This window comes from Stenotrophomonas sp. STEN225 (assembly GCF_056756445.1).
The window spans coordinates 98,019-123,351 of record NZ_JBRRBV010000003.1 but is presented as its reverse complement, the minus strand read 5'-3'; the positions used below and the strand labels follow the sequence as shown (position 1 = coordinate 123,351).

Here is a 25,333-nt window from a genome sequence, read left to right as displayed (position 1 = left end):
ACCGGTTACCAACGTCGCTAGAATCCCCCTGAACCGTGCCGGGGCCGAATGATCGGCCCGCCCCCTGCTCTGGAGATGCCATGTACTGCAAGACCCACTACGCCACCCATCCCGACGCCATCAAGGGCGCCAGCAACGACCAGCTGCGCGAGCTGTACCTGCTCGACGGCCTGTTCAACCCCGGCCAGGTGACGCTGAAGTACACCCACTACGAGCGCTTCGTACTCGGTGGCGCGGCGCCCCTGGATGCGCCGCTGGCGCTGCCGGTGCAGACCGAACCGGCGTCGGCCGCCGGCCATCCGTTCCTGGAGCGTCGCGAGCTGGGCGTGATCAACGTCGGCAGCGGTACCGGTACGGTCACCGTCGACGGCACCGTCTACACGCTGGGCCCGAAGGATGGCCTGTACGTGGCGATGGGCAGCAAGGACGTCGTGTTCGCCTCGCAGGACGCCGCCAACCCCGCTCAGTTCTACCTGGCCTCGACCCCGGCCCATGCGCGCTTTGAAACCAAGCAGCTGTCGATCAAGGACGCGGTAGCGCTGGACCGCGGCGCGCTGGAGACCAGCAACGAGCGCACCATCTACCAGTACATCGTGCCGGCCACCTGCCAGTCCTCGCAGCTGCTGCTGGGCCTGACCGTGCTCAAGCCCGGCAGCGTGTGGAACACCATGCCGCCGCACCTGCATGACCGCCGCAGCGAGGTCTATTTCTACTTCGACCTGGGCGACAACGACCGCGTGTACCACTTCATGGGCGAACCGGACGCGCAGCGCCACATCGTCATCCAGAACAACGAAGCCGTGGTATCGCCGCCGTGGTCGATCCACATGGGTGCCGGTACCAGCAACTACGCCTTCATCTGGGCGATGGGCGGCGAGAACCTGGATTACACCGACATGCACGTGCTGGACATCTGCCAGCTCAAGTAAGTCCTGCCTGGCCGCCGCGCACGCGTGCCGGTGGCCGTTCGCCTGCATCACGCACACCTCTACCAAGGAACGCACACGCAATGGCCAATCCCTTCAGCCTGGAAGGCAAAGTCGCTCTGGTAACCGGTGGTAATACCGGTCTGGGCCAAGGTATCGCGGTTGCGCTGGCCACCGCCGGCGCCGATGTCGCCGTGGCCGGCATCGCGCCGCCCACCGAAACCATCGAGAAGATCACCGCGCTCGGCCGACGCTGCCTGGCGGTGGAAGCCAACCTGATCAGCATCGAGCCGGTCGAGCGCGTGGTGCGCGAAACCATCGAGGGACTGGGTGGCCTGGATATCCTGGTCAATAATGCCGGCCTGATCCGCCGCGCCGACGCGGTGGAGTTCAGCGAACAGGACTGGGATGACGTGATGAACGTCAACCTCAAGTCGGCGTTCTTCATCTCGCAGGCGGCGGGCCGTCATTTCATCGCCCAGGGCAGCGGCAAGATCATCAACATCGCCTCGATGCTGTCGTTCCAGGGCGGCATCCGGGTGCCGTCGTACACCGCCAGCAAGAGTGGCATCGCCGGCATCACCCGCCTGCTGGCCAACGAATGGGCCGGCAAGGGCGTCAACATCAACGCGATCGCGCCGGGCTACATGGCCACGGACAACACGGCGGCCCTACGTGCCGACGCCGACCGCAACAAGGCGATCCTGGATCGCATTCCGGCCGGCCGTTGGGGCACACCGGAGGATCTGGCCGGCGCGGCGGTGTTCCTGGCATCCAGCGCATCGGATTACATCAACGGCGCCGTGCTGCCGGTCGATGGTGGCTGGTTGGCGCGCTGAGGCACACCGGTCTGTAGAGCCGAGCCCATGCTCGGCTGTCGCGCTCTGATCGAAAAACAGCCGAGCATGGCTCGGCTCTACAGGAGTGCCGCGATGCGAAGGCTGTTGCTGTTGTTGCTGCTGTCGTGCACCACCGCGCAGGCGGCGCCGGTGCGGGTGTTCATCGCCGGTGACTCCACCGCGGCCGAGTACGGTCCCGAGCGCGCGCCGCAGGCGGGCTGGGGCCAGGCCCTGCAGAGCTACCTCGATCCGGCGCGGTTCGAAGTGCGCAACCACGCCCGGGGAGGCCGCAGCACGCGCAGCTTCATCGATGAAGGCCGCCTGGATGCGATCGCCAGCGAGCTGCGCCGCGGCGACGTGCTGCTGATCCAGTTCGGCCATAACGACGCCAAGTTCGAAGATCCCACGCGCTATACCGATCCGGACAGCGACTATCCGCGCCTGCTGATGCGTTACGTGCAGGTGGCGCGCGACAAGGGCGCCACGCCGGTGCTGGTCACGCCGGTGGCGCGGCTGCTGTATGACTTCGGTTCGCTGCTGGACACACATGCGCGTTACACGCGGGCGATGCAGCAGCTGGCCGCGCGCGAGCGCGTTGCCCTGATCGAACTCAACGACCGCAGCACGCGCTGGATACGCGCGCTGGGCGAGCAGGGTGCACGCCCCTACTTCCTGTTCGTGCCCGAGCAGGGCAAGGCCGACGGCACCCACTTCAGTGTGGCCGGCGCCAACGCCGTTGCCTGCCTGGTGCTGCGCGAGTGGAGGGTGCTGCAGCCGGGGCTGGAAGATGCACTCGTGCGCGACATCGACTGTGACGTGGGCGCGGCGGCGGGGCAGGGCGGGCAACCGGCGCAGCCCTCGCGCGTGGTCCATGAGCATGACATCGCCATCCGCCAGCCCGGCCCGCATGGTGGCGCCGGGCCGACCACGGCCTATCCGTTCTTCGCCGGAGAGAAGAACCTGCCGTTCGTGCTGCGCAAGCGCGTGCTGCACAAGGGTGCAGGCATCGGCCTGCATCCGCAGCACAAGGACGAGATCTACTACATCGTCAGCGGACGGGGCAGCTACGTGCTGGACGGCACGCAGTACGACGTCAGCGCAGGCGATGCCCTGCTGACGCGCAAAGGCAGTTTGCATGCACTGCAGCAGGTGGGTGACGAGGATCTGGTGCTGCTGCTGGCATACCCGCGCTGACCCGTGGAGCCGGGCGTGGAGCCGGCCTTACGGATGCCCCTGCCGCATCACACGTCGCCGCCGTCGGCCCAGCCTTCGCCGGTTCCCTTCTGGAACACACGGTCGTCGGCCTGCACGTCACCGGCCGGCAGGTGCTGCTGCTCGGCCAGCGAGGCATAGATCGGGGTGAAGTCGGGCGACGTCGCCTGCATCAGCTGCTCGAAGCTGTCGATGACGAAGTAGGTCTTCTGGAAGGTATCGATGCGGTAGCGCGTGCGCATGATGCGCTGCAGGTCGAAGCCGATGCGGTTGGGCGCGGCCGATTCCAGCGAGTACAGCGATTCGCCCTTTGACGAGACGATACCGGCGCCGTAGATGCGCAGGCCATCCGGGGTATCGATCAGGCCGAACTCCACCGTGTACCAGTACAGGCGCGTGAGGTTCTGCAGCGCCTCCGGGCCGATGGCGTGGGCTTTGACACCGCCACGGCCGTAGGCCTCCATGTAATCGGCAAACACCGGATTCATCAGCAGCGGCACATGGCCGAACAGATCGTGGAACAGGTCCGGCTCGGCGATGTAGTCGATCTGGTCGGGGCGACGGATCCACCACGTGACCGGGAAGCGGCGGTTGGCCAGGTGGTCGAAGAAGTCCAGCTCCGGCAGCAGCCCCTCCACGCCCACCAGCGTCCAGCCGGTGGCTGCGCCGAGTACTTCATTCAGCTGGTCGAAGCGCGGAATCATGTGCGCGCTCATGCCCATCTCGTCCTGCGCGTCCAGGAACTCCCGGCACGCACGGCCGACCAGCAGTTCGCGCTGGCGCTGGTACAGCGTGCTCCACGTCGCATGGTCATCGGCGCTGTAGGTATCCCACGGCTGCTCGACGAGCGCGGTGGTGTACACCGGCACGTAGCCCTTGTCGGTCTGCTGGTGTTCGACGCGGCGGGGCTGGGCGGGATCCATGGGACGCTCCTTGAAGGGATGTCCACGATGCTAGGGCAGTGCGGGCGCAACAGGGTTGCAAAAGTTGCGCGGAATAACCTTGCTGGCGCAATATCCTTGCGTACTCACCATGTTGCGGGGCAACAATGGCCGGAGAAGTCCAGTTCGATCGCACGGATATACGCCTGCTGGCCGAAATCCAGCGGGATGGTCGCGCCACCAATGCCGAGCTCGCGGCCCGGGTGAACCTCTCCCCCTCCGCCTGCCTGCGCCGCCTGCAGCGGCTGGAGAGCGAGGGTGTGATCGTCGGCTATGGCGCGCGCCTGGAACCCCGGCAGCTGCGGCTGGGCCTGCAGGCGTTCGTGCGGGTGCAACTGGAAAAGCACGACCAGGCGGCCATCGCGCATTTCGTGGACAGCGTGCAGGGCTGGGATGAAGTGGTGGCCTGCCATGCGCTCACCGGCGACATGGATTACCTGTTGCACGTCTACGTGCGCGACCTCGAGCACTTCTCGCGCTTCCTGCTGGACCGCCTGCTCAATGCCGGTGGCGTGGCCGATGCCAATTCCAGCTTCGTGCTGCGCACGGTGAAGGGCTTCCAGGCGTTGCCACTGTCGCAGCTGGAACCCTGAGCACCGCTCAGCGCGGGCGAGGGCTCAGCACTTGCCCTTGCGCCCCATCAGCCTGCCCAGCCGCGAGGTCTCCTCGCACTTCGGCGCGGCTACCGGCGGCGGTGCCAGCGCGGCGGCGCGCGCCTTCTGCAGCTGCTGGATCTTCGCGCGGATCTGCGGCATCGCGGCCATCGCCGCCTTTTCTCCCTCCAGGATCGCGGTCCCGCGCTGGCTGAAATCAGCCGCACCGATATCCAGCACGCGCGGGCGGATCACGATGTCGGCGCGGGCCAGTTCCTGCTCGCCCAGGCGCTGGCCCATGATCGCGATCGACTGGTTGACGATGCCGAGCATGTCAGTCGGTGCCTTGCCACTGGCCTTGCTGGAGATGTCCACGGCGATCACGAAGTCGGCACCGAGCTGGCGCGCGGCATCGACCGGCACCGGGCTCACCACGCCGCCATCGACGTAGTTGCGTCCGCCGATCTTCACCGGCTCGAACACGCCGGGGATGCTGCTGGACGCACGGACGGCCTGGCCCACATTGCCGCGCACGAAGATCGCGCGTTCGCCGGTTTCGAGCTGGGTGGCGACGGCGGCGAACGGCTTCTTCAGGCGCTCTGCCGGACGGTTGGCGACCTGCTCGTTGACGTAGTCCTGCAGCTTCTGGCCCTGCACCAGCCCGCCGGAGAACAGGCGCACGTCGCGGATGCTGGCTTCATCCAGCGCGACGGCCCGGCTCTGCATCTGGAACGCATCCATGCCGCTGGCGTACAACGCGCCGACCACACTGCCGGCGCTGGTGCCGGACACCACCACCGGCTCGAAGCCGTTGGCCTCGAGCATCTTGATCACGCCGATGTGGGCAAAGCCCTTGGCCGCGCCGCCGCCCAGCGCGATGCCGATCTTCACCGGCTTGGCCTGCGGCACCACGGTCGGCGCCGGCGGCGGCGCCGGACGCACCGGATCGCCACCGCAACCGGCCAGCAGGCCAAGCAGGGCAACGGACAGCAGCACGCGGGGACGGAACAGGCTCATCGGCAATGCGCTCGCGGCGCCGGATTCAGGGAAGGGCGCCAGCATACCGAAGCCACGGCGGGCCGGGCAGGGCAGGACGACGCCCTATTCATGGACCGCCATGGGTAGCGCCGGGCATGGCCTGGCGGGCAGTTCAGGGCCGCTGCGCTCGCCGGGCATGGCCCGGCGCTACCCGCGGGCGATCAGAACCGGTTGTCGCCGTCGAGGATGCGGCCGATGCCGCCCAGCACCGAGCCTTCACCGCGGTTCTGCCCACCTCCCTGCGGCGCGGCCATCCACATCCGGCCGGCCAGGCGCGAGAACGGCAGCGATTGCAGCCAGACCTTGCCCGGTCCGGTCAGGGTTGCCAGGAACACGCCCTCGCCACCGAACACCATGCTCTTGATGCCACTGACCCGGCGCACGTCCATGTCCACCGTCGGGTGGTAGGCGACCACGCAGCCGGTATCGACGTCCAGGCGCTCGCCGGCGGCCAGTTCGCGCTCGACCACACAGCCTCCGGCGTGGATGAACACCCAGCCATCGCCTTCCAGCTTCTGCATGATGAAGCCTTCGCCGCCGAACAGGCCGGTCATGATCTTGCGCTGGAACTGCACGCCGATCTGCACGCCGCGCGCCCCGGCCAGGAAACTGTCTTTCTGGCAGACCAGGCGGCCGCCGTGCTGGTCCAGCTTCATGGCCAGCACGGTGCCGGGGTAGGGCGCGGCGAACGCGACCTTGGCCTTGCCCTGCCCGGTATGCGTATAGAGCGTGGCAAACAGGCTCTCGCCGGTCAGCACGCGTTTGCCGGCCGACATCAGCTTGTCCATGATGCCGCCGCCCTGGCCGCTGTGCGTGCCGTCGCCGAACACCGTATCCATCTGCACCGAGGCGTCCTTGAACATCAGCGCGCCGGCTTCGGCGATGGCGCTCTCGCCGGGATCCAGCTCGATCTCCACGAACTGCATCTCATGGCCGACGATGCGGAAGTCGATGTCGTCGGCCCGGCCCCGCGCAGGCCCGCCCGGCACGGGTGGCGGCGTGTTGGGCATGCCCGGGGCGGGCGCCTGCAGCTCGGGCACCTCGGCGATCGCGGTCCAGCCGCTCATACCCTGGCACCAGGCCAGCGCGCGGGGGTTGGCCTGCGCGTAGCGGCGCGCGGCTTCGTCATCGAGCGGCCCGATGCGGTCGGCCTGGGCGGAGGAATGGAAGTACCACTGGGTCATGGCGGTGCGCCGGGTCGGGGTGGGAAAGCCCGAGTCTAGCGACCCTCCCCGGTGGCCCGCGACCGCGCCATGAACAGCGGCCATTTGCGGCGCAGGTGCTGTATTGCAACAATTATCTGGTAGCGCCGTTTTACCACCCCTCCAAACACAGCCTACCGCCATGTCCCCGACCCGCACTTCCCGCGGCCGTATTCCGGTCGCGCGCCCCCTCGTTGCCGCTCTCTCCGCCCTGCTGCCGCTGGTTGCAGCCGCCCAGGAAACCCCCGCCGCCAAGGATCCGGTCGCGCTCGATACCCTGCAGGTGACGGCCCAGCGCCGCGTCGAGAATGCCAAGGACGTGCCGGTCGCGATCACCGCGATCCAGGGCGAGAAACTTGATGTGCTCGGCTCGGCCGGCGACGACATCCGCTTCCTGGCCGCGCGCGTACCCAGCCTCAACATCGAATCGTCCTATGGCCGTGCCTTCCCGCGCTTCTACATGCGCGGCCTCGGCAACACCGACTTCGACCTCAATGCCTCGCAGCCGGTCTCGCTGGTGTACGACGACGTGGTGCAGGAAAGCCCGCTGCTGAAGGGCTTCCCGTTGTTCGACCTGGCCAACGTGGAAGTGCTGCGTGGGCCGCAGGGCACCCTGTTCGGCCGCAACACCCCGGCCGGCGTGGTCAAGTTCGATTCGGCGCGTCCGTCGCAGGATGCCGATGGCTACGTCCGCGTCGGCTACGGCAGCTACAACAGCTGGAACGTGCAGGGCGCCTACGGCGGCCCGCTGACCGACCGCTGGTCGGCACGCGTTTCGGCGATCTACCAGCGCCGCGACGACTGGGTCGACAACACCCGCGTCGGCGCGCCCAACAGTGGTTTTGAAGGCTATGACGAGGCTGCCGGCCGCGTGCAGTTCCTGTACGAGGGCGACGATTTCGAGGCCCTGTTCAACCTGCACAAGCGCAAGCTCAACGGCACCGCCCGCCTGTTCCGCGCCAACATCATCCAGAAGGGCAGCAACGCGCTGGTCGAGAACTTCGACCGCGACAAGGTGGCCAACGACGGCGTGAACTTCTCCGACCTGGAAACCTGGGGCGGCAGCGCGCGCCTGCAGTGGAACCTCGGCTCGGTGACCCTGCACTCCATCACCGGCTACGAGACTGCCGAATCGCTCAACCGCGGCGATATCGACGGTGGCTACGGTGCTTCGTTCCTCGGCGCCGGCAATTATGGCCCAGGCTTCATTCCGTTCCCGTCCGAATCGGCCGATGGCCTGCCGCACCACCGCCAGTGGACCCAGGAATTCCGCGTGGAATCCAATGAGTGGGGCCGCTTCGACTGGCAGGCCGGTGTCTTCTACTTCGATGAAGACGTCACCATCGACAGCTTCAACTACGACTCGCTGACGCCGGGCAATCCGCAGACCGGCCATGCCGTGCAGAGCCAGCGCAACAAGGCGTGGGCGGTGTTCGCATCGGGCGACTTCGATGTCACCGACCGCTTCAAGCTGCGCGCCGGCGTGCGCTACACGCAGGACAAGAAGGACTTCACCGCGCGCGTGCTGCAGGCCGTGCAGGGCGGCACCCCGGTGAGCGGGCCGTACCTGGCCAACACCGACGTCGATGACGTCAGCTGGGATGTCAGCGGTGTGTACAAGCTGACCGACAACGTCAATGCGTATGCACGCGTGGCCAAGGGCTTCCGCGCGCCGTCGATCCAGGGCCGTCTGGCCTTCGGTGGCGTGTCGCAGGCCGATTCCGAGAAGGTGATCTCGTACGAAGCCGGCATCAAGGCCGACCTGTTCGATCGCCGCGCCCGCCTGGGCTTCAGCGTGTTCCGCTACGACGTCGACGGCCAGCAGCTGATCGCGGTCGGCGGCAGCAACAATACCGCCACCCTGCTCAACGCCGACAAGACCATCGGCCAGGGTGTGGAGCTGGACCTGGAAGCCTACCTGGCCGACAACGTCCTGCTGACCCTGGGCAGCAGCTACAACGACACCGAGATCAAGGACGGAAACCTGGCCGTGGCGATCTGCGGCGGTGGCTGCACCATCACCGACCCGACCACGGTGATCAACGGCGGCACCTACGCCCTGGTCAACGGCAATCCGCTGCCGCAGGCGCCGAAGTGGATCCACAACATGACCCTGCGCGTGGGCTTCCCGCTCACCGATGGCAGCGAGCTGTACGCCTACACCGACTGGGCCTACCGCAGCCCGGTGAACTTCTTCATCTACGAGTCGCCGGAGTTCCGCAGCCGCAGTTCGCTGGAAGGCGGCCTGCGCCTGGGCTACAACTGGGAGTACGGCCAGTACGACGTGGCGGTGTTCGGCCGCAACCTCACCAACCAGACCCGCGTGGTCGGTGCGATCGACTTCAACAACCTGACCGGCTTCCTCAACGAGCCGCGGACCTGGGGCGTGGAGTTCACCGCGAAGTTCTGATGCGGTCGCTGTACCGAGGCAATGCAGAAGGGCCGGCGCAATGCCGGCCCTTCTGCGTTCGGTGTCCGCCGGGCATGGCCCGGCGCCACCTCTGCGCCGCGAGCGCTTACAGCGCGCTCTGCGGGCGTACCTTCAACACTGCCTCTTCGGCGGTGCAGTTGCGGCTGGAGTGCAGGCCGGCCTTGCGCGCGGCGGCGATCTCGCTGCGTGCCGCCAGCAGGTCGCGCTGGAACGCGGCATTGTCATGCAGCCGGGCAACGGCGGCAGCCCCCATGAAACGGCCTTCGAGGATGTCGCTCTGCCAGTGCACGTTGCACACCAGGCGGCTCTCGCCATAGTTGCGGCCACGGGCCTGGATGGCATCGGCACGATCCGGCGCGATCTCCGACAGAATCAGGGCCCATGCCCAGCCGATCGAGGTGTGGCCGGACGGATAGGACCCGTTGCTGCGCAGGCCCGCTTCATCATCCGGCGTGCAGGTCGGCTCGCCATTGACCATGAACGGGCGCGGGCGCTGGTAGTGGTTCTTGGCGACCTTGGTGGCAGCGCTGGCGTCGATCCGGCTGCGCTCCAGCAGGCGGTACAGCGCGGGCGTCTTCACCGCGTCCACATCGATGTCGACCGCGCAGGAGAACTGGTTGGCACCTTCCGGAAAGGCCAGTTCGGCATCCAGCGTGGCCTGGGCGAAGCGTGGGCTGCCGCGCAGTGCACGCGCTTCGCGGCTGACCTGTTCATCCAGGGCGAAGCCCGCCGAGCCCGCGGTGGGTGGCGCCGGAACCAGGGCCAGGCTGGCCGGTACGGCGCGCGCGTCCAGATAGCCCACGGCCTTGGTGGTGACGTTGGCTTCGACGGCGGTCGGCCGGGCAGCAGACGCGGCACAGCCGGCCAGCGCCAGCACGATGGCCAGGCCAAGCAGGGGACGGGCAGGGCGGAAGATCACAGACATGGTCAGGCTCAGCAGAGGAAACACCACGCCATGATCGCAGCCCGCAGCCGGCGTCGCAGTGGCCGTCGGTCATACGGCCAGACCCGGCATGGTCATCAAAACGGGGCAAAAGCGTCATCGCGCTCCGCCATTCTCCCGAATCCGGGCGCAGCGCACGGACTTTCACGCGCCGGGGCATCGAGCATCGGCGCAACGATGGCATGCATGCCATTCCATTCCAGCCGGGTCGGGGGGATCCGCTGACAGAGGGAGAGAAGCGATGCGCAGCACCGCAACAGGAAGTACCGTCCTGGTCCTGCTCGCCACCATGGCCGTCACGCCGGCCACCGCCGCCGATGTGGTCGGCGTGGCCTTCGTGCACGGCACCGGCGCGCAGACCAACGCCACCCAGGACTACTGGCAACCGGCGATCATCGACACCGTCCGCCAGGGGCTGCCGAACAGCAGCAACTATGTGGTCATCAACTGCGATTTCACCCAGTACATGTGGAAGCCGGAAGCCGCCGGCTGCCTGGCCGACCAGCTCACCGGCTTCATCAACAGCCGCGGCATCACCCAGCTGGTGGTCATCACCCATTCCAACGGCGGCAACGTGATGCGCTGGATCCTCTCCAACCCGACCTACGACAGCCGCTACCCGAACATCATCCGCACGGTGCGCAAGGTCAACGCGCTGGCACCCTCATCGGCGGGTACGCCGCTGGCCGATGCCGTGCTCAACGGCAACACCTTCGAAACCTCGCTGGGCTGGCTGCTCGGTTACAAGAACGATGCCGTGCGTATGCAGCAGGTCGCCAGCATGGCCACCTACAACGCGCAGAACCTGTACGGCACGGCCGGTCGGCCGGCACTGCCCAAGCCGTTCCGCGCGGTGGTCGGCAGCGATGTCGAATCGGCCGTGTGGGACAGCAACAGCTACTGCGGCGGCTACGCGGCCAACGTCGGCCTGGAGTTCACCCAGAACTGGCTGTCCTCGTGCTCGGACGGATTCCTGGAGTGCAGCAGCCAGAAGGCAGCGGGCAGCACCTGGTTCACCGACACGGCGCGTACCCAGGGCGCCGAGCCGTTGAGCCACAACCAGAGCCGCCGCGAGTGCTTCGGCCTGGGCGCCATCCTGCGCAACGACCTGGCCCAGTGAGGACGACGACGATGACGATGATTTCCCTTCCGCTGACCACCGCCGTGCTGGCAGCCCTGGCCACAGCCTCCGTCACGGTGCACGCTGCGCAGCCGCTGCGCTCCCTCCCCGGCGACCAGGTGGTGGCCACGCTGGTGGCCGCACCGCTGCCGCCTGACGACAGCGAACACGCGCCCCTGGCGTTTGCCTGGGCACTGGACCCGGCGCAGGCCCTGCAGGCCTCCACGCCCTACGCCTCGGTCAGCCGCAGCTACTGGCAGCAGGTCGATGGCGCGCAGCTGCAACGTGGCCTGGAGCTGCCGCTGACCGCCCCCGATGCGGTGATCCAGCTGAGCCCGGCAGCCGGTGCGCGCGCGGTTCCGGCGCAGTCACTGCAGGTCCGGGATCCGGCCGGCCGCAGCAGCGTCGCCCGCGCCGTCGACGCGCGGCAGCTGCAGGACGCCGGCATGCCCGTGGGCGAAGGCAGCAGCATGCTGCGCACCGGCACGGGCAGTGCTGCGGGAAATTACCGCCTGCAGAGCGCGCAGGCGCAGGGCCGCTACGTCGTACAGGTGCTTGAACCCAACAGCCCGTTGCGGCTGGAGGTGCAGGCCAGCCAGGCGCAGGTTCTGGCCGGCGGCAGCATACAGCTGCGGGCACGCCTGCTTGAAGACGGAGCCAGTCCCGCCCAGCTGCAGGCGCGTCGCGGGGGACTGGGCGGCGAAGCCTTGCTGGTCGCACCCGATGGCCGCAGCTGGCCGCAGCGGTTGCTGCGTACGACTGACGGCAGCCTGCACGCGCAGGTACGGATTCCCGCCGAGGCCAGCAACACGCAGGGCCTGTGGGAACTGCAGGTGTTCGCCCAGGCCGATGGCGTACTGCGCGACGGCAAGGTCGCCTTCGCCGTAGCCCGGCCGACCGCCCGCTTCGTCGGGCGGGCCACACCGGACCAGGCCAGCCGGCGCGTGGCGCTGCCGTTGCAGGTCGCCGCCGCCGGGCGCTACGAAGCGCGCGGCACCCTGCACGCCACGGGCCCGGATGGCCAACTGCGTCCGGTCGCGCAGGCGCACGCCGCCGCATGGTTCGACGGTCCCGGTCGCGGCCAGCTGGTGCTGCCGTTCGACCAGGCAGCGCTGCCGGCCGGCTTCGGTGCCCCCTTCGAACTGCGCGAGCTGCAGTTGCATGACCAGAGCCGGATGGCACCGATCGAGTCACGCGCAGTCGCGTTGCGGTTCTGAGGCATGACGTGGCGGGCCGGAATGCCGGCCCGCTACCCTGCACCGCCTGCAGCGCCACGCCGACGCCGGCACTGCGCAGGCGTACTGCTCACCCCGCGTACGCCGTCAGCCGGCCATCCTGTTCAACCACCCGGATCGGCCCGCCGAACACCTCCGACAGAGGCTCGTCACACAGCAGCGTGGCCCGACTGCCGTCAGCCAGCACGCGGCCGTCGCGCAGCAGCACCACCCGCTCGATCTCGGGAATGACCTCTTCGATGTGATGGGTCACCAGCACCAGGGTGATGCCCTGCTGCGCCAGTGCCCGCATGGTCGCGATCAGCTGCTGGCGGGCGACCAGATCCAGGCCGGTGGAGGGTTCGTCCAGCAGCAGCGCCTGCGGCCGGTTCACCAGCGCGCGCGCGATCAGCACCCGGCGCGTCTCGCCGGCAGAGAGCTCTGCATAGGCGCGCTCGCGCAGGGCCAGCGCACCGGTCATCGCCAGTGTCTCGCCGGCGCGGGCACGCATCTCGGCGGTCACCTCACGGAAAGCCGGCACCACGCAGCTGGCGAAGAAACCGGACAGCACGGCCTGCTCGACGGTCAGCCCCGGCATCTCGGACAGCGTGCTGCTGAGGTCACCGGTGACGATGCCCAGCTGCGAGCGCAGCCGGTCCACCTGCCAGCGGTTCTGGCCCAGTACCTTCACCGCGACCGCGCCGTCGCCCTGCGCCAGCGGGTAGAGCTCGCGGGTGATCAGCTTGATGAAGGTCGATTTGCCGCAGCCATTCGGGCCGAGCAGGGCGGTGTGCTGGCCCTGCGCGATGCGCAGGCTCAGCCCATGCAGGACCTTCACCTGGCCGCGCATCACGCTGGCGCGGTCCAGTTCGATCAACGGCGGCCGCTCCCCGGCGGACGGGACGGCGACAACGGCGCGGGCGCGCGGATCCAGGCTCGACAACTCAGGTCCCCAACTGTGAACGGTGCCACGGAAGCGGTGCTGGCGCACCGCGGTCAGAGGTGCAGTTTGCAACGCAAGCGGCCATGATGTCTGCCATCCCCGTGCGATCCGGAGAGCCTCCATGTCCGATGCCCTGATATCCCTGTTGACCGGTGGCGTGCTCGGCCTGGGAGGGTGGGCCATGCTGGCGGTGCTGCTGGTCTTCACCCAGATCACCATCTTCTCGGTGACGCTCTACCTGCATCGCAGCCAGGCCCATCGCGGCGTCGATTTCCATCCGGCACTGGCCCACGTGTTCCGCTTCTGGCTGTGGCTGACCACCTCGATGATCACCCGCGAGTGGGTGGCCATCCATCGCAAGCACCACGCCAAGGTGGAGACCGAGGACGACCCGCACAGCCCGGTCACGCGCGGCATCGGCACGGTGTTCTGGCGGGGAGTGGAGCTGTATCGGGAAGCACGCGGCATGCGCGCGGATATCGAGCAGTACGGACGCGGCACGCCCGACGATGCCATCGAGCGCCACCTGTATACCCCGCATGCGACCCTCGGCCCGGTGCTGCTGCTGGCCATCAACAGCGTACTGTTCGGCCTGCCGGGCGTAGCACTGTGGGCGATCCAGATGGCGTGGATTCCGTTCTGGGCGGCCGGCGTGGTCAATGGCCTGGGGCACTGGTGGGGTTACCGCAACTACGAATCGGCCGACACCTCCACCAACCTGACACCGTGGGGCGTCTGGATCGGTGGCGAGGAACTGCACAACAACCACCATGCCTTCCCCAGTTCGGCACGCTTTGCCATGCGGCGCTGGGAAGTCGACATCGGCTGGTGCGCGATCCGCCTGCTGCAGGCCCTGCGCCTGGCCAGGGTGCTGCGCGTCGCACCGGCGATGGATGTGCGCCCGAACATCGCCGTGCCCGACGCCGAGACCCTGAAGGCACTGCTGTCGCATCGCTTCCAGGCGATGACCGATTACCAGCGCAACGTCTTCATGCCGGCCTTGCGCGAGGAAGCCGCCCAGGCAGGCGCCAAGCTGCGCCGGCTGCTGCCGCGGCGGCTGCGCCGCGGCCTGGTCAACGATGGGCGCTGGCTGAAGCCGGACAACCGTGCCCAGCTCAGCGAATGGGTGGCGCAACGCCCGCGCATCCGTGTGCTGGTCGAGTACCGCGCGCGGCTGGCTGCGCTGCTGGAGGCGCGCGGGCACGATGCCGCCGAGCGCCTGCGACACCTGCAGGCGTGGTGCCGCGAGGCCGAGGGGAGCGGAATCGCCGCGCTGCAGGCCTATGCCGAACGGCTGAAGGGCTACACGCTGGTGGGCGCATGAGGGCAGGGGCGCTGCTGCTGGCCGCGCTGCTGCCGGCCGCCGCCCCGGCCCAGGTCAGCGACACCCGCAGCTACCTGCAGAAGATGGACAGCGACGGCGACGGCCGGGTCAGCGAGACCGAGTACGTGCAGTGGATGCTGTATGCCTTCGACCGCATGGACCGCAATGGGGATGGCGTGCTGACTACCGATGAACTGCCCGGTGGCAAGGGCAGAGCGATCACCCGCGAGCAGCAGCGGCAGGTCATCGTGCAGCGCTTCCACAAGCAGGATGCCAACGGTGACGGGTTTCTCGACGCCCGTGAGCTGTCCGCGCCCCCGCGTTGAGCGGGCGTAGAATCGGGGCATGCCTGAACTGCCCGAAGTCGAAACCACCCGCCGCGGCCTGGCCCCGCATCTGCAGGACCGCCGCGTCCACGGCGTGATCCTGCGCCGCGCCGACCTGCGCTGGCCGATTCCGCCGGAGATTGCGCAGCTGCTGCCGGGACAGCGCATCGAAGGCATCCGCCGGCGCGCGAAGTACCTGCTGCTGGACACGGCCATCGGCAGCGCCGTACTGCATCTGGGCATGTCCGGCAGCCTGCGTGTACTGCCCGGAGATACCCCACTGCGGCCACATGACCACGTGGATATCAGCCTGGACAACGGGCGCCTGCTGCGCTTCAACGATCCGCGCCGCTTCGGCAGCCTGCTCTGGCAACCGGCCGGGCAGGTCCATCCGCTGCTGCAGGGGCTGGGGCCTGAACCGCTGGACGAGGCCTTCCATGGCGATTACCTGTTCGCCCGCAGCCGCGGCCGCAGCGCCCCGGTCAAGACCTTCCTCATGGACCAGGCGGTGGTCGTGGGCGTCGGTAACATCTATGCCGCCGAGAGCCTGTTCAAGGCCGGCATCAGCCCGCTGCGCGAGGCCGGCAAGGTCTCACGCGAGCGCTACCAGCGGCTGGCCACCGCGGTGAAGGAAACGCTGGGCTACGCGATCACCCGCGGTGGCACCACACTGCGTGATTTCATCAGCCCCGATGGCGCACCCGGCTACTTCGAGCAGGAACTGCTGGTCTATGGCCGCGACGGGCTGCCCTGCCCGACCTGCGGACGCCTGCTCAAGCACGCCATGATCGGCCAGCGTGCCAGCGTGTGGTGCAGCCACTGCCAGCGCTGAGGCGGTCCAGCCAGCGGCAGCTGAATGGGAGGTTGCGCCCTCCGCTGCCCGTTAACGTTTGTCTGCCTATGATGGCCGACCCTTCCCTGTGCCTGACGCGCCTGCATGCAACGACGCGACTTCATCCGCAACGCCTCCCTGGCCCTGGCAGCCTTCGGCCTGCCGTCCCTGCCCGCCTGCGCCGCCAGCAGGAACGGCCAGGTCGGCCTGCGCCGCCTCGGCCAGCCGCAGCCGTTCAGCTTCGCCACCCTGAAGGGGCAGGCACGCGCACTGGCACAGGCCCCGTACCAGAGCCACAAGCGGGTGCTGCCGGGCCGGCTTGAAGCGCTGGACTGGGACCAGTACCAGTCCATCAGCTATCGCCAGGACCACGCGCTGTGGGCCGATCAGCCCGGCAAGTTCCAGGCCAAGTTCTTCCACCTGGGCCTGTACTTCCATTCGCCGGTGCGCATGTTCGACGTGGTCGACGGCCAGGCGCAGGAACTGGCGTATGACGGTGCAGCGTTCAACTACGGCAAGAGCGGGATCCGCAACGGCGAACTGCCGGCGGACCTGGGCTTCGCCGGGTTCCGCCTGAACACCCGCAAGGATACCGACCGCGATTTCGCGGCGTTCCTTGGCGCCAGCTATTTCCGCGCGGTCGGCAAGGAAGGCCAGTACGGGCAGTCCGCGCGCGGCCTGGCGATCGATACCGGCATGGGCAGGCCGGAGGAGTTTCCCGACTTCATCGCCTATTACCTCGAACAGCCTGCCGCCGATTCGGACACCATCATCGTCTATGCGTTGCTGGACTCGCCCAGCGTAGCCGGCGCCTACCGCTTCGCCATCACCAACGGCGATGTGCTGCTGATGGACATCGACAGTGCGCTCTATCCGCGCAAGGCGATCGAGCGCCTGGGCATCGCGCCGTGCACCAGCATGTACCAGGTGGGTGAGAACGACCGCCGCATGGACTGGGACTGGCGCCCGGAGATCCACGATACCGATGGCCTGTCGATGTGGACCGGGGCCGGTGAGTGGATCTGGCGGCCGCTGTGCAATCCGCGCAACCTGCGCTTCAACATGTTCGTCGACCGCAATCCGCGTGGCTTCGGCCTTCTGCAGCGCGACCGCAACTTCGATCACTACCAGGACGACGGCGTCTTCTATGAGAAGCGGCCCTGCCTGTGGATCGAGCCGAAGGGCGAATGGGGCGAGGGCTCGGTGCAGCTGGTGGAGATCCCCACGGTCGATGAGACCTTCGACAACATCGTCGCCTTCTGGAATCCGAAGGAGAAGCCGCAGCCGGGACAGGAGCTGCTGGTCGGCTACCGCCTGTACTGGGGCGCCGAGCCGCCGGCACGGCCACCGCTGGCGCATTGCGTGGCCAGCCGCACGGGGCTGGGCGGTGTGGTCGGCAAGAAGCGCGAGTACTTCTCGTGGCGCTTCGCCGTGGACTTCGAAGGCGGCGAACTGGCAAAGCTGATCGACAAGGCCGAGGTCGAGGCAGTGGTGGAAACCAGCCGGGGCCGTGTCGAGATCGTATCGGCGCGTCCGCTGCGCGAGATCGACGGTTACCGCGCGATGTTCGACCTGGTGCCGCCGGAAGGCAGCACCGAACAGATCGACATCCGCCTGTACCTGCGCAGCGGTGGCAAGCCGCTGACCGAAACCTGGCTGTACCAGTACACGCCGCCGCCGGCCGGTGCACCGGAGCGGACGCTGTACTGAGGCAGATCGATGCCGGCCAAGTGCCGGCACCGATAACTCACGGCTTGGCGTCGGTGGCGTGCGACTGCGTCGGCACGCCCACTTCCACCGTGCCACGGCGGATCTTCATCCAGGTTTCGTCCTGCCAGCGTTCGTACTGCTTGGGATCCCAGTACTTCGGATCGTACATGCGGTCAGCCTTGATCGTGCGGGAGATGCCGCCGTCCATGTACACGATGTCCACATTGTTGGACATCGAGCCGACACGGCTGCCGGTCATCTCGCGCCGTCCCTTCCTCAGCACTTCCGCCATGCGCGGGCGGGCAACTTCATCGCCATACTCGGCCCGCAGCGCGTTGGCCTGCGCACGCGCGGCCTCATGCTGCTCCAGTGGCAGCGCGGCCCAGTACTCGTTGCGCAGGTCCACGAACAGGGGGTAGCCGCGCTCGGCCGCCACATCCATCCAGGCAAATGCCATGAGCGGATCGCGCGGCTGGTTCACTCCATACCAGTACAGTTCGCCCAGGTATCCCTGCGCAGGCTTGTCCGCGTAGCGTGCGGCCAGCCGGAAATTATCCATCGCGCCTTTGACATCATTGCGGTGCAGGGCGTTTACGCCCCACTGCCGGTACATCATGTCCGGATGGTTGTCCATGAAGCCTGCGCCCAGCAACGTGGGATCCTGCTCCACCGGAGGACGATCGGCGGCGAAGGCCGGCGGCCCCAGCGGCAGCAGAAGCAGCGGCAACAGCAGAAGCGTGGAACGCATGGCGGACTTCCTGTTCGGCAGCAGACGTGGCCGCAGCCTAGGACCACTGGCCTGCAGCTGTAAACTGCCGGAGGTCACGCGTGCAGCGGCATGAGCCGGCGGATCACAGCGGCAGGGGCGCCTGCATCGGCTCGATGCGGCCTTCACCGCGGGTGATCTTCTTGAACTCGGCCCGGCTCACCGACACATAGCGGTCGTTGCCGCCGATCTCCACCTGCGGGCCGTCCTGCACGGCATGCCCGTGCTCATCCACGCGGACGGTCATGATCGCCTTCTTGCCGCTGTGGCAGATGGTCTTGATCTCCTGCATCTCGTCGGCCCATGCCAGCAGGTACTGGCTGCCTTCGAACAGTTCACCGCGGAAATCGGTGCGCAACCCGTAGCACAGCACCGGGATGCGCAGCTGGTCGACCACTTCGCTGAGCTGCCAGACCTGCGCGCGGGTCAGGAACTGTGCTTCGTCCACCAGCAGGCAGCCCATCGGCCCGTTCGATGCCAGATCCTGTTCGGCCCAGCGCTGCAGGTCGGTGTCGCGGTCGAACGCCATGCCTTCGGCGCGCAGCCCGATGCGCGAGGCCACCACGCCTGCGCCCGCGCGATCATCCAGGCGCGGGGTCAGGATCGCCACCCGCATGCCGCGCTCGCGGTAATTGTGCGCGCTCTGCAGCAGGGTGGTGGTCTTGCCGGCGTTCATCGCCGAGTAGTAGAAGTAGAGCTTGGCCATCGACGGATTGTACGCCGCAGCCCCGCTTGGCCGAAGCTGTTCAGCAACCCCACCGGCGGTCCGGCTGTGGTCCTCACCCGGCCCCGCTACAATCCCCCTCCCATGCACGGTCTCAATCCTCCCCAAGCCGCCGCCGTCCTGCACATCGAAGGCCCGTTGCTGGTGCTGGCCGGTGCCGGCAGCGGCAAGACGCGCGTGATCGTGGAGAAGATCGCCCACCTGATCGGCTGCGGCCGCTACCCGGCCCGCCGCATCGCCGCGATCACCTTCACCAACAAGTCGGCCAAGGAGATGCGCGAACGTGTGGCCAAGCGTCTGCGCGAGCAGGACGCCGACGAGGTGACCATCTGCACCTTCCACGCCCTGGGCCTGAAGTTCCTGCAGATCGAGCATGCGGCGGTGGGCCTGAAGCGCGGCTTCTCGATCTTCGATGCCGACGACGCCGCCGCGCAGATCAAGGACCTGATGCATGGCGCCAAGCCCGACGATATCGAGGACATGAAGAACCTGGTGTCGCGGGCGAAGAATGCCGGTCTCTCGCCCGAGCAGGCGATGGCTGCCGCGCGCAGCAACCGCGAGAAGGAAGCAGCCAGCGTCTACGAGCGCTACCAGCTGCGCCTGACCGCTTTCAACGCGGTCGACTTCGACGACCTGATCCGCCTGCCGGTGCAGATCCTGGAGGAGAACCCGGAGATCGCCCTGGCCTGGCGCGAACGCATCGGCTACCTGCTGGTGGACGAATGCCAGGACACCAACGACGCGCAGTACCGCCTGCTCAAGCAGCTGGCCGGGGACAAGGGCAACTTCACCTGCGTGGGTGACGATGACCAGTCCATCTACGCCTGGCGTGGCGCCAACCCCGAGAACCTGCAGCAGATGGGGCGCGACTACCCCACGCTGGAGATCATCAAGCTGGAGCAGAACTACCGCTGCTCCAACCGCGTGCTGCGCGCGGCCAATGCGTTGATCGCCAACAACCCGCACGAGCACCTGAAGAAGCTGTGGAGCGATCAGGCCGACGGTGAGCGCATCCGCGTATGGGAATGCCGCAACAGCGAGCACGAGGCAGAGAAGGTGGCCGCCGAGATCGCCTTCGTGGCGCAGTCGCGCAACGTGCCGTGGAGTGACTTCTGCATCCTGTTCCGCGGCAACTTCCAGTCGCGGCCGCTGGAGAAGGCGATGCAGCTGCTGCGTATTCCCTATCACCTGACCGGCGGCACCATGTTCCTGGAGCGCCAGGAAGTGAAGGACACGCTGGCCTGGCTGCGGCTGCTGGTGAACCCGGACGACGACACCGCATTCATGCGTGCCGTGCAGGCGCCCAAGCGTGACGTGGGTGCCGGAACGCTGGCCAGGCTGGCCGAACTGGCATCGGAAAAAGACATGCCGATGGCCCAGGCGGCCGAGGCGATCGGTGCGCTGTCACAGCTGCCGCCGCGCGCTGCCAACAGCCTGGCGCGTTTCACCGACATCCTGCGCGACCTGCGCGCACAGATGCGGCAGGTCAGCTCCGGTGACATGATCCGCAAGGTCGCCAAGGAATCGGGCCTGCTCAGCGAGCTGCGCCAGCAGGCCAAGGAAGAGGCCAGCTACCAGCGCCGCGCCAACAACATCGAGGAACTTGCGCAGTGGTTTGAAGGCGGGCCGCGCGGTGCCACCGCTGCCGATCTGGCCGGCCAGCTGGCACTGTTGTCGCGCAGCGACAAGGATGAGGGCGGCAACCAGGTGCGGATGATGACCCTGCATGCCTCCAAGGGCCTGGAGTTCCCGTATGTCTTCATCGTCGGCTGCGAGGACGGCGTGCTGCCGCACCAGGTCAGCCTCGATGAAGGCAACCTGCAGGAGGAGCGGCGGCTGCTGTACGTGGGCATCACCCGCGCCAAGATCCAGCTGTGGATGAGCTACAGCAAGCTCACCCGCAAGTTCGGCGAGCATGTGCGGCTCAAGCCCAGCCGCTTCTTCGACGAGATCCCGGCCGAGGAGATCCAGCGCGACGGCGCCGACCCGGTGGCCGATGCCGCGCGCAAGAAGGAGCGGGCAACGGCGGGACTGGCGGCGATCGAGGCCCTGTTCGACTGACCGGGGTCGGATCCCTTCCCGCAGGGAAGGGCTCTGACCCCAGCACATCGCCCTACAATCGGGCCTCTCCACCCACAGGTCTGCGCATGCATCCCATCGAAAGCGAACGCCTGCGGCTCCGCCGCATCGAGCCTGATCGTGATGCGGCGCCGATGCTGGCGCTGCTCAACGATCCTGGTTTCGTGCGCTTCATTGGTGACCGCAACGTGCACAGCGAAGCGCAGGCCCGCGAGTACATCGCCCTGCGCGTGCTGCACAGCTATGCGTTGAACGGGTTCGGCATGTATGCCATCGAGCGTCTGTCCGATGGCGCCTGGCTGGGCAATGCCGGGCTGGTCCGGCGCGACGGCCTGCCGGGACCGGACATCGGCTATGCACTGTTGTCGGAGTACACGGGGCACGGCTACGCAGGGGAAGCAGCGCGGGCGGTCTTCACCCACGCGCGCGGCGCCCTTGGCCTGCAGGACCTCTATGGCATCACCGACCTGGACAACGTCGTGTCCGGGAAAATCCTGCTGGGCCTGGGCATGTGCGAACAGGGGGTCATCCAGCTGCCGGGCATCGCCACGCCCAGCCGTCTGTATGCCACGCCGGGAGCGGCGCCGGTCGGCTAGTCCGCCTGTACCGCATCGACAGCGTTGGGCCAGGCCCGGCGGGCCGCCTCAGCCGCGCAGGTCCGCCAGCTGCGCCTGCAGTTCGGCCACTGCCGCTTCCAGCTGGGCCACCCGTTCAGCCAGGCCCGGGTCGGCCGGCTCGCTGCCACCGGCACCGCCTGCGTACCGTGCCGCCAGTGCCGCCGCGTCCACCTCGCCGCACAGCAGGTGCATATAGCGGTCCTCGCGCTGGCCGCTGGCGCGCGGCAGCACGATGAGCAGCTCACGCTGCTGCAGGCGCTCGATGGCGTGGCGGGCTTCGTCGGTGTCGGCGAAGCGGTACAGGCGCTCGCTGCGCGTGACCAGCTCGCCCAGTGTCTGCGGCCCGCGCAGCAGCAGCATCGCCAGCAGCACGGTCTGCTGCCGGGTCAGGTCCAGCGCGGCCTGCAGGCGATGCTCGTAGCGGTCTGCACGCGAGGAGAAGTGCTGGCGCGCCAGGCCCATCGACTCCAGCTGGCGCAGCGCGTGCTGGACACTGCCGGCGTCGACGTTCATCACCGGCTCGCGCGCGGTCTTCTGGTTGGCGGCCGACTGGGCGGCGTTGACCGTCAGCGGGTAGGTGTCCGGCGTGGTCGCCTCCTTCTCCACCAGGCAGCCCAGCAGGCGGGCCTGCACGGGATCGAGCAGGGGACGGTCGGGGGTCTGGATGGCATCGGTCATGGCGGCCTCCGGGAAGGCATCGGGTCAACCGCCAAGCATAGCCGTCCCGATGGCGCCTTTGCCGGTAAAATGAGCCGATATCTGTTGCCGGTGAATGCCATGCGTCGTCCTGTTTCCCTGTCCCTCACCCTGCTCGCCACGGCGCTGCTGGGTCTGTCCGCCTGCAAGCGCGTCGAGACCCCGGCCACCGACGCGGCCGCTCCGGTGGCCCCGGCTGCCAAGACCGGGGCGGCCGGCGAAGCGACCGCCAACGACAACCTCAACGCGGTGCTGTGGATGCAGCGCGCGCAGGAGTACCGCGCGATCACCGAGCAGACCTACCGTGCCGCCGCCGACCGCCTGGACGGCGCGCTGAAGGAAGCCCACTGGGACGCGCTGGTGCCGGAAGAGCGCGGCAACGAGGCCAAGGGCCTGAAGCCCGCGGTGGTGCTGGACGTGGACGAAACCGTGCTGGACAACTCGCCCTACCAGGCGCGCCTGGTGCGCGATGGCAAGGAATACGACGAGCTGAGCTGGGACCAGTGGGTCGCGGAGAAGAAGGCCAAGGCGATTCCCGGCGTAGTCGATTTCGCCAAGGCGGCCAATGCCCGCGGCGTGACCCTTCTGTACATCTCCAACCGCGCCGTGCACCTGAAGGAAGCGACCCTGGCCAACCTGCGCGAGCAGGGCCTGCCGGTCGCCGATGACAGCGTGTTCCTGGGCCTGGGCACCGTGGTCGAAGGCTGCGAGCAGGCCGGCAGCGAGAAGAACTGCCGCCGGCGCCTGGCCGGGCAGAAGTACCGCGTGCTGATGCAGTTCGGCGACCAGCTGGGCGACTTCGTGGAAGTGACCGCCAACACCAATGAAGGGCGTGACGCACTGCTGCAGCAGTACCACGACTGGTTCGGCGAGCGCTGGTGGATGCTGCCGAACCCGACCTACGGCGGCTTCGAGCCGGCGCAGTTCAACAATGACTACAGCCAGTCGCGCCAGGCACGCCATGAGGCCAAGCGCGCTGCCCTGGACTACGCGCCGTGAGCCGCGCACCGCTGCCGCTGCGCGACGATGAGCGCCTGATCTTCGCGCTGGATGTCCCTGACCGCGTACAGGCACTGGAGTGGGTCGACCGCCTCGGCGAGAGCGTGGCCTTCTACAAGATCGGCATGGAACTGCTGGCGTCCGGTGACTACTTCCAGGTGCTGGATGAGCTGGCGCGCCGCGACAAGCGCGTGTTCGTCGATCTGAAGTTCTTCGACATCCCCGCTACCGCGGCGGCGGTGATCCGGCGGCTGTCGCAGTGGCCGGTCAGTTACGCCACCATCCACGGCTGGCATCCGGCAATGATGGAAGCCTGCGCCGCGGCCAGCACCGGCGACATGCGCCTGCTGGCGGTCACCGTGCTGACCTCGATGGGGCGTCCGGACCTGGCGCAGATGGGAATCGACCGCGAGCCGGTGGACGTGGTGGTCGAGCGCGCGCTGGCCGCGCTGGCCGCCGGTATCGACGGAGTGATCGCATCAGGCCAGGAAGCCGCGCCGATCCGTGCCGCGACCGGTGCAGGCTTCTCGATCGTCTGCCCGGGCATCCGCCCCGGGGGTCCGGTCGGCGACGACCAGAAGCGTACCGTCGGCGTCGCCCAGGCGTTTGCCGATGGCGCCGACGCCATCGTGGTCGGTCGACCGATCCGCCTGGCGGCCGATCCGCAGGCAGCGGCGCGGTCGATCCAGCAGGAAATCGCGTCGGCTTTGGCTGCACGCTGAGTCCCGCACCAACAGCGATCACGGTGACATCATGAACGCCATCGCGCTGCATGCGGGATGGCGTTCGCAATTGTGGCTCCCGTAATGACGCGACCGTCCCCACACCGATGAACTGTGAGCCCGCTCGCAGTGCGCGGGGGTGGTCGCCCTTCCAATCGATGCACCGGCGTGGACCGCGGCTTCGCCGGTTCCAATCATCGATAGAGGGAGTACAAGGATATGTATCGCAGCACCTCTTTGCTGTTCGGTGGCCTGCTGGCCGCTGCCATCTTTCCTGCCACCGCAGCAGCACCGGCGACCGGGTCGCCCCACATCATCGGCGGCGCCCCGGCCGTGCCCGGCGAGTATCCGTTCATGGTCAGCCTGCAGGGCCTGGAGCTGGGGGACAGTGACTTCGACCGCCACGTCTGCGGCGGCACGGTGATCTCGCCGTCCTGGATCCTGACCGCCGCGCACTGCGTACAGGGCAACTCGCCCGCGCGGCTGGCGGTGCTGGCCGGCAGCACCACGCTGGCCACCGCGCCATCGCCTCGAGCGTCCAACATCAGGGCGATCCACGTGCACCCGGCCTTCAACAGCGGCAACACCCTGGAGCACGACGTGGCCCTGATCCACCTCAGCGCGCCGCTGGCCGACGTGCAGCCGGTTGCCCTGCGCCTGCGTCCGGACGCCAGCTATCTCAAGCCGGGTCGTGATTTCACCGTGATCGGCTGGGGTGACACCGGCATCGATGACGACGTGATCTACCCGACCGAGCTGCAGGCGGTGCGGACGCCCTTCGTGCCCTTCACGCAATGCCAGCAGGCATACGCCGGCGAGCTGGCCCGCGGCAAGGTGATCTGTGCCGGTCGCGAGGGCATCGACAGCTGCCAGGGCGATTCGGGCGGGCCCCTGCTGTTGCGCCTGCGGGAGGGCTGGACCCAGTTCGGCATCGTCAGCTGGGGCGAAGGCTGTGCCCTGGCTGGCTACCCGGGGGTTTATGCCCGAATCGCCGAAAAACATGCCGTGGATTTCATCGAATCGGTGTGGCAACGCGATTGATTCAATAAAATCAATAAGTTGAATAACATTACATCATGTGTTGCCTTAAGTTGTGCGGCGGCGTAGGATCGCGCCATCCGGTCTTCGGACCGGAC

General features: G+C 67.8%; 24 protein-coding genes. 16 read left to right on the top strand and 8 right to left on the bottom strand.

What is annotated here, in order from left to right:
- The first annotated feature begins 80 nt into the window (after positions 1–80).
- From kduI to ACVOJ1_RS04550, 3 genes are all read left to right on the top strand, one after another.
- A complete protein-coding gene (kduI, locus tag ACVOJ1_RS04560; RefSeq protein WP_053516019.1) occupies positions 81–929 on the top strand; it encodes a 5-dehydro-4-deoxy-D-glucuronate isomerase in 849 nt (282 codons plus the stop codon).
- A gap of 80 nt (positions 930–1,009) precedes the next feature.
- Positions 1,010–1,765 carry a 2-dehydro-3-deoxy-D-gluconate 5-dehydrogenase KduD gene (gene kduD / locus ACVOJ1_RS04555; protein WP_346480065.1) on the top strand — a complete coding sequence of 252 codons (756 nt, stop codon included), beginning with the start codon at positions 1,010–1,012 and terminating at the stop codon, positions 1,763–1,765.
- Positions 1,766–1,858: 93 nt separating this feature from the next.
- Positions 1,859–2,959: a GDSL-type esterase/lipase family protein gene (locus tag ACVOJ1_RS04550; protein WP_346480064.1), complete on the top strand. Its 1,101-nt coding sequence runs from the start codon at positions 1,859–1,861 to the stop codon at positions 2,957–2,959.
- A 47-nt stretch (positions 2,960–3,006) separates the two neighbouring features.
- On the opposite strand, the gene phhA is transcribed toward ACVOJ1_RS04550, so the two are convergent.
- A complete protein-coding gene (gene phhA / locus ACVOJ1_RS04545) occupies positions 3,007–3,900 on the bottom strand; it encodes a phenylalanine 4-monooxygenase (protein WP_053516024.1) in 894 nt (297 codons plus the stop codon).
- Positions 3,901–4,025: 125 nt separating this feature from the next.
- On the opposite strand from phhA, the gene ACVOJ1_RS04540 reads away from it, so the two are divergent.
- Positions 4,026–4,511 (top strand): Lrp/AsnC family transcriptional regulator, encoded by a 486-nt coding sequence (locus ACVOJ1_RS04540; RefSeq protein ID WP_053516027.1) that lies wholly within the window; start codon positions 4,026–4,028, stop codon positions 4,509–4,511.
- A 24-nt stretch (positions 4,512–4,535) separates the two neighbouring features.
- On the opposite strand, the gene ACVOJ1_RS04535 is transcribed toward ACVOJ1_RS04540, so the two are convergent.
- Positions 4,536–5,528 (bottom strand): patatin-like phospholipase family protein, encoded by a 993-nt coding sequence (locus ACVOJ1_RS04535; RefSeq protein WP_253118388.1) that lies wholly within the window; start codon positions 5,526–5,528, stop codon positions 4,536–4,538.
- 182 nt (positions 5,529–5,710) lie between these two features.
- A complete protein-coding gene (locus tag ACVOJ1_RS04530) occupies positions 5,711–6,733 on the bottom strand; it encodes a TIGR00266 family protein (protein WP_053516031.1) in 1,023 nt (340 codons plus the stop codon).
- A 160-nt stretch (positions 6,734–6,893) separates the two neighbouring features.
- On the opposite strand from ACVOJ1_RS04530, the gene ACVOJ1_RS04525 reads away from it, so the two are divergent.
- On the top strand, positions 6,894–9,161 hold the full coding sequence (locus ACVOJ1_RS04525) for a TonB-dependent receptor (protein ID WP_193395692.1): 2,268 nt from the start codon (positions 6,894–6,896) through the stop codon (positions 9,159–9,161).
- Between the two features lie 106 nt (positions 9,162–9,267).
- On the opposite strand, the gene ACVOJ1_RS04520 is transcribed toward ACVOJ1_RS04525, so the two are convergent.
- Positions 9,268–10,107 (bottom strand): acid phosphatase, encoded by an 840-nt coding sequence (locus tag ACVOJ1_RS04520; protein ID WP_263176682.1) that lies wholly within the window; start codon positions 10,105–10,107, stop codon positions 9,268–9,270.
- Positions 10,108–10,366: 259 nt separating this feature from the next.
- On the opposite strand from ACVOJ1_RS04520, the gene ACVOJ1_RS04515 reads away from it, so the two are divergent.
- Complete coding sequence (locus ACVOJ1_RS04515) at positions 10,367–11,245, top strand: hypothetical protein (protein WP_065182116.1); 879 nt, start codon at positions 10,367–10,369, stop codon at positions 11,243–11,245.
- An 11-nt stretch (positions 11,246–11,256) separates the two neighbouring features.
- Positions 11,257–12,462: a DUF4785 domain-containing protein gene (locus ACVOJ1_RS04510; RefSeq protein WP_346480063.1), complete on the top strand. Its 1,206-nt coding sequence runs from the start codon at positions 11,257–11,259 to the stop codon at positions 12,460–12,462.
- An 88-nt stretch (positions 12,463–12,550) separates the two neighbouring features.
- On the opposite strand, the gene ACVOJ1_RS04505 is transcribed toward ACVOJ1_RS04510, so the two are convergent.
- Complete coding sequence (locus tag ACVOJ1_RS04505; protein ID WP_231107769.1) at positions 12,551–13,309, bottom strand: ABC transporter ATP-binding protein; 759 nt, start codon at positions 13,307–13,309, stop codon at positions 12,551–12,553.
- Between the two features lie 214 nt (positions 13,310–13,523).
- Here ACVOJ1_RS04505 and ACVOJ1_RS04500 point away from each other — a divergent pair, with 214 nt between their 5' ends.
- From ACVOJ1_RS04500 to ACVOJ1_RS04485, 4 genes are all read left to right on the top strand, one after another.
- Positions 13,524–14,726: a DesA family fatty acid desaturase gene (locus ACVOJ1_RS04500; protein ID WP_053516042.1), complete on the top strand. Its 1,203-nt coding sequence runs from the start codon at positions 13,524–13,526 to the stop codon at positions 14,724–14,726.
- A complete protein-coding gene (locus tag ACVOJ1_RS04495) occupies positions 14,723–15,052 on the top strand; it encodes an EF-hand domain-containing protein (RefSeq protein WP_128987651.1) in 330 nt (109 codons plus the stop codon). The genes ACVOJ1_RS04500 and ACVOJ1_RS04495 overlap by 4 nt, the downstream gene beginning before the upstream one ends.
- Before the next feature lie 19 nt (positions 15,053–15,071).
- Positions 15,072–15,884 (top strand): bifunctional DNA-formamidopyrimidine glycosylase/DNA-(apurinic or apyrimidinic site) lyase, encoded by an 813-nt coding sequence (gene mutM, locus ACVOJ1_RS04490; RefSeq protein ID WP_065174093.1) that lies wholly within the window; start codon positions 15,072–15,074, stop codon positions 15,882–15,884.
- Positions 15,885–15,989: 105 nt separating this feature from the next.
- Positions 15,990–17,594: an OpgD/OpgG family glucan biosynthesis protein gene (locus ACVOJ1_RS04485; RefSeq protein WP_053516049.1), complete on the top strand. Its 1,605-nt coding sequence runs from the start codon at positions 15,990–15,992 to the stop codon at positions 17,592–17,594.
- A 37-nt stretch (positions 17,595–17,631) separates the two neighbouring features.
- On the opposite strand, the gene ACVOJ1_RS04480 is transcribed toward ACVOJ1_RS04485, so the two are convergent.
- The gene (locus ACVOJ1_RS04480) at positions 17,632–18,342 is read right to left on the bottom strand and encodes a sel1 repeat family protein (protein WP_180876190.1); all 711 of its coding nucleotides are present in this window, start codon (positions 18,340–18,342) and stop codon (positions 17,632–17,634) included.
- Positions 18,343–18,445: 103 nt separating this feature from the next.
- On the bottom strand, positions 18,446–19,066 hold the full coding sequence (locus ACVOJ1_RS04475) for a thymidine kinase (RefSeq protein ID WP_053516051.1): 621 nt from the start codon (positions 19,064–19,066) through the stop codon (positions 18,446–18,448).
- Positions 19,067–19,168: 102 nt separating this feature from the next.
- On the opposite strand from ACVOJ1_RS04475, the gene ACVOJ1_RS04470 reads away from it, so the two are divergent.
- Both ACVOJ1_RS04470 and ACVOJ1_RS04465 read left to right on the top strand, forming a co-directional pair.
- A complete protein-coding gene (locus ACVOJ1_RS04470) occupies positions 19,169–21,145 on the top strand; it encodes a UvrD-helicase domain-containing protein (RefSeq protein ID WP_053516100.1) in 1,977 nt (658 codons plus the stop codon).
- 86 nt (positions 21,146–21,231) lie between these two features.
- A complete protein-coding gene (locus tag ACVOJ1_RS04465; protein ID WP_053516055.1) occupies positions 21,232–21,759 on the top strand; it encodes a GNAT family N-acetyltransferase in 528 nt (175 codons plus the stop codon).
- Between the two features lie 48 nt (positions 21,760–21,807).
- On the opposite strand, the gene ACVOJ1_RS04460 is transcribed toward ACVOJ1_RS04465, so the two are convergent.
- Complete coding sequence (locus ACVOJ1_RS04460; protein ID WP_111187079.1) at positions 21,808–22,458, bottom strand: YceH family protein; 651 nt, start codon at positions 22,456–22,458, stop codon at positions 21,808–21,810.
- A gap of 99 nt (positions 22,459–22,557) precedes the next feature.
- Between ACVOJ1_RS04460 and ACVOJ1_RS04455 the strand changes: the two genes are divergently transcribed.
- The 3 genes from ACVOJ1_RS04455 (at position 22,558) to ACVOJ1_RS04445 (ending at position 25,238) form a co-directional block, all read left to right on the top strand.
- Positions 22,558–23,475, top strand: a complete 918-nt coding sequence (locus ACVOJ1_RS04455) for a 5'-nucleotidase, lipoprotein e(P4) family (RefSeq protein WP_128987646.1) — start codon at positions 22,558–22,560, stop codon at positions 23,473–23,475.
- Positions 23,472–24,197, top strand: coding sequence for an orotidine-5'-phosphate decarboxylase (gene pyrF, locus ACVOJ1_RS04450; protein WP_346480062.1), 726 nt, complete (start codon positions 23,472–23,474; stop codon positions 24,195–24,197). The genes ACVOJ1_RS04455 and pyrF overlap by 4 nt, the downstream gene beginning before the upstream one ends.
- Before the next feature lie 219 nt (positions 24,198–24,416).
- Positions 24,417–25,238 carry a serine protease gene (locus ACVOJ1_RS04445; RefSeq protein ID WP_065182122.1) on the top strand — a complete coding sequence of 274 codons (822 nt, stop codon included), beginning with the start codon at positions 24,417–24,419 and terminating at the stop codon, positions 25,236–25,238.
- The last annotated feature ends 95 nt before the right edge of the window (positions 25,239–25,333 follow it).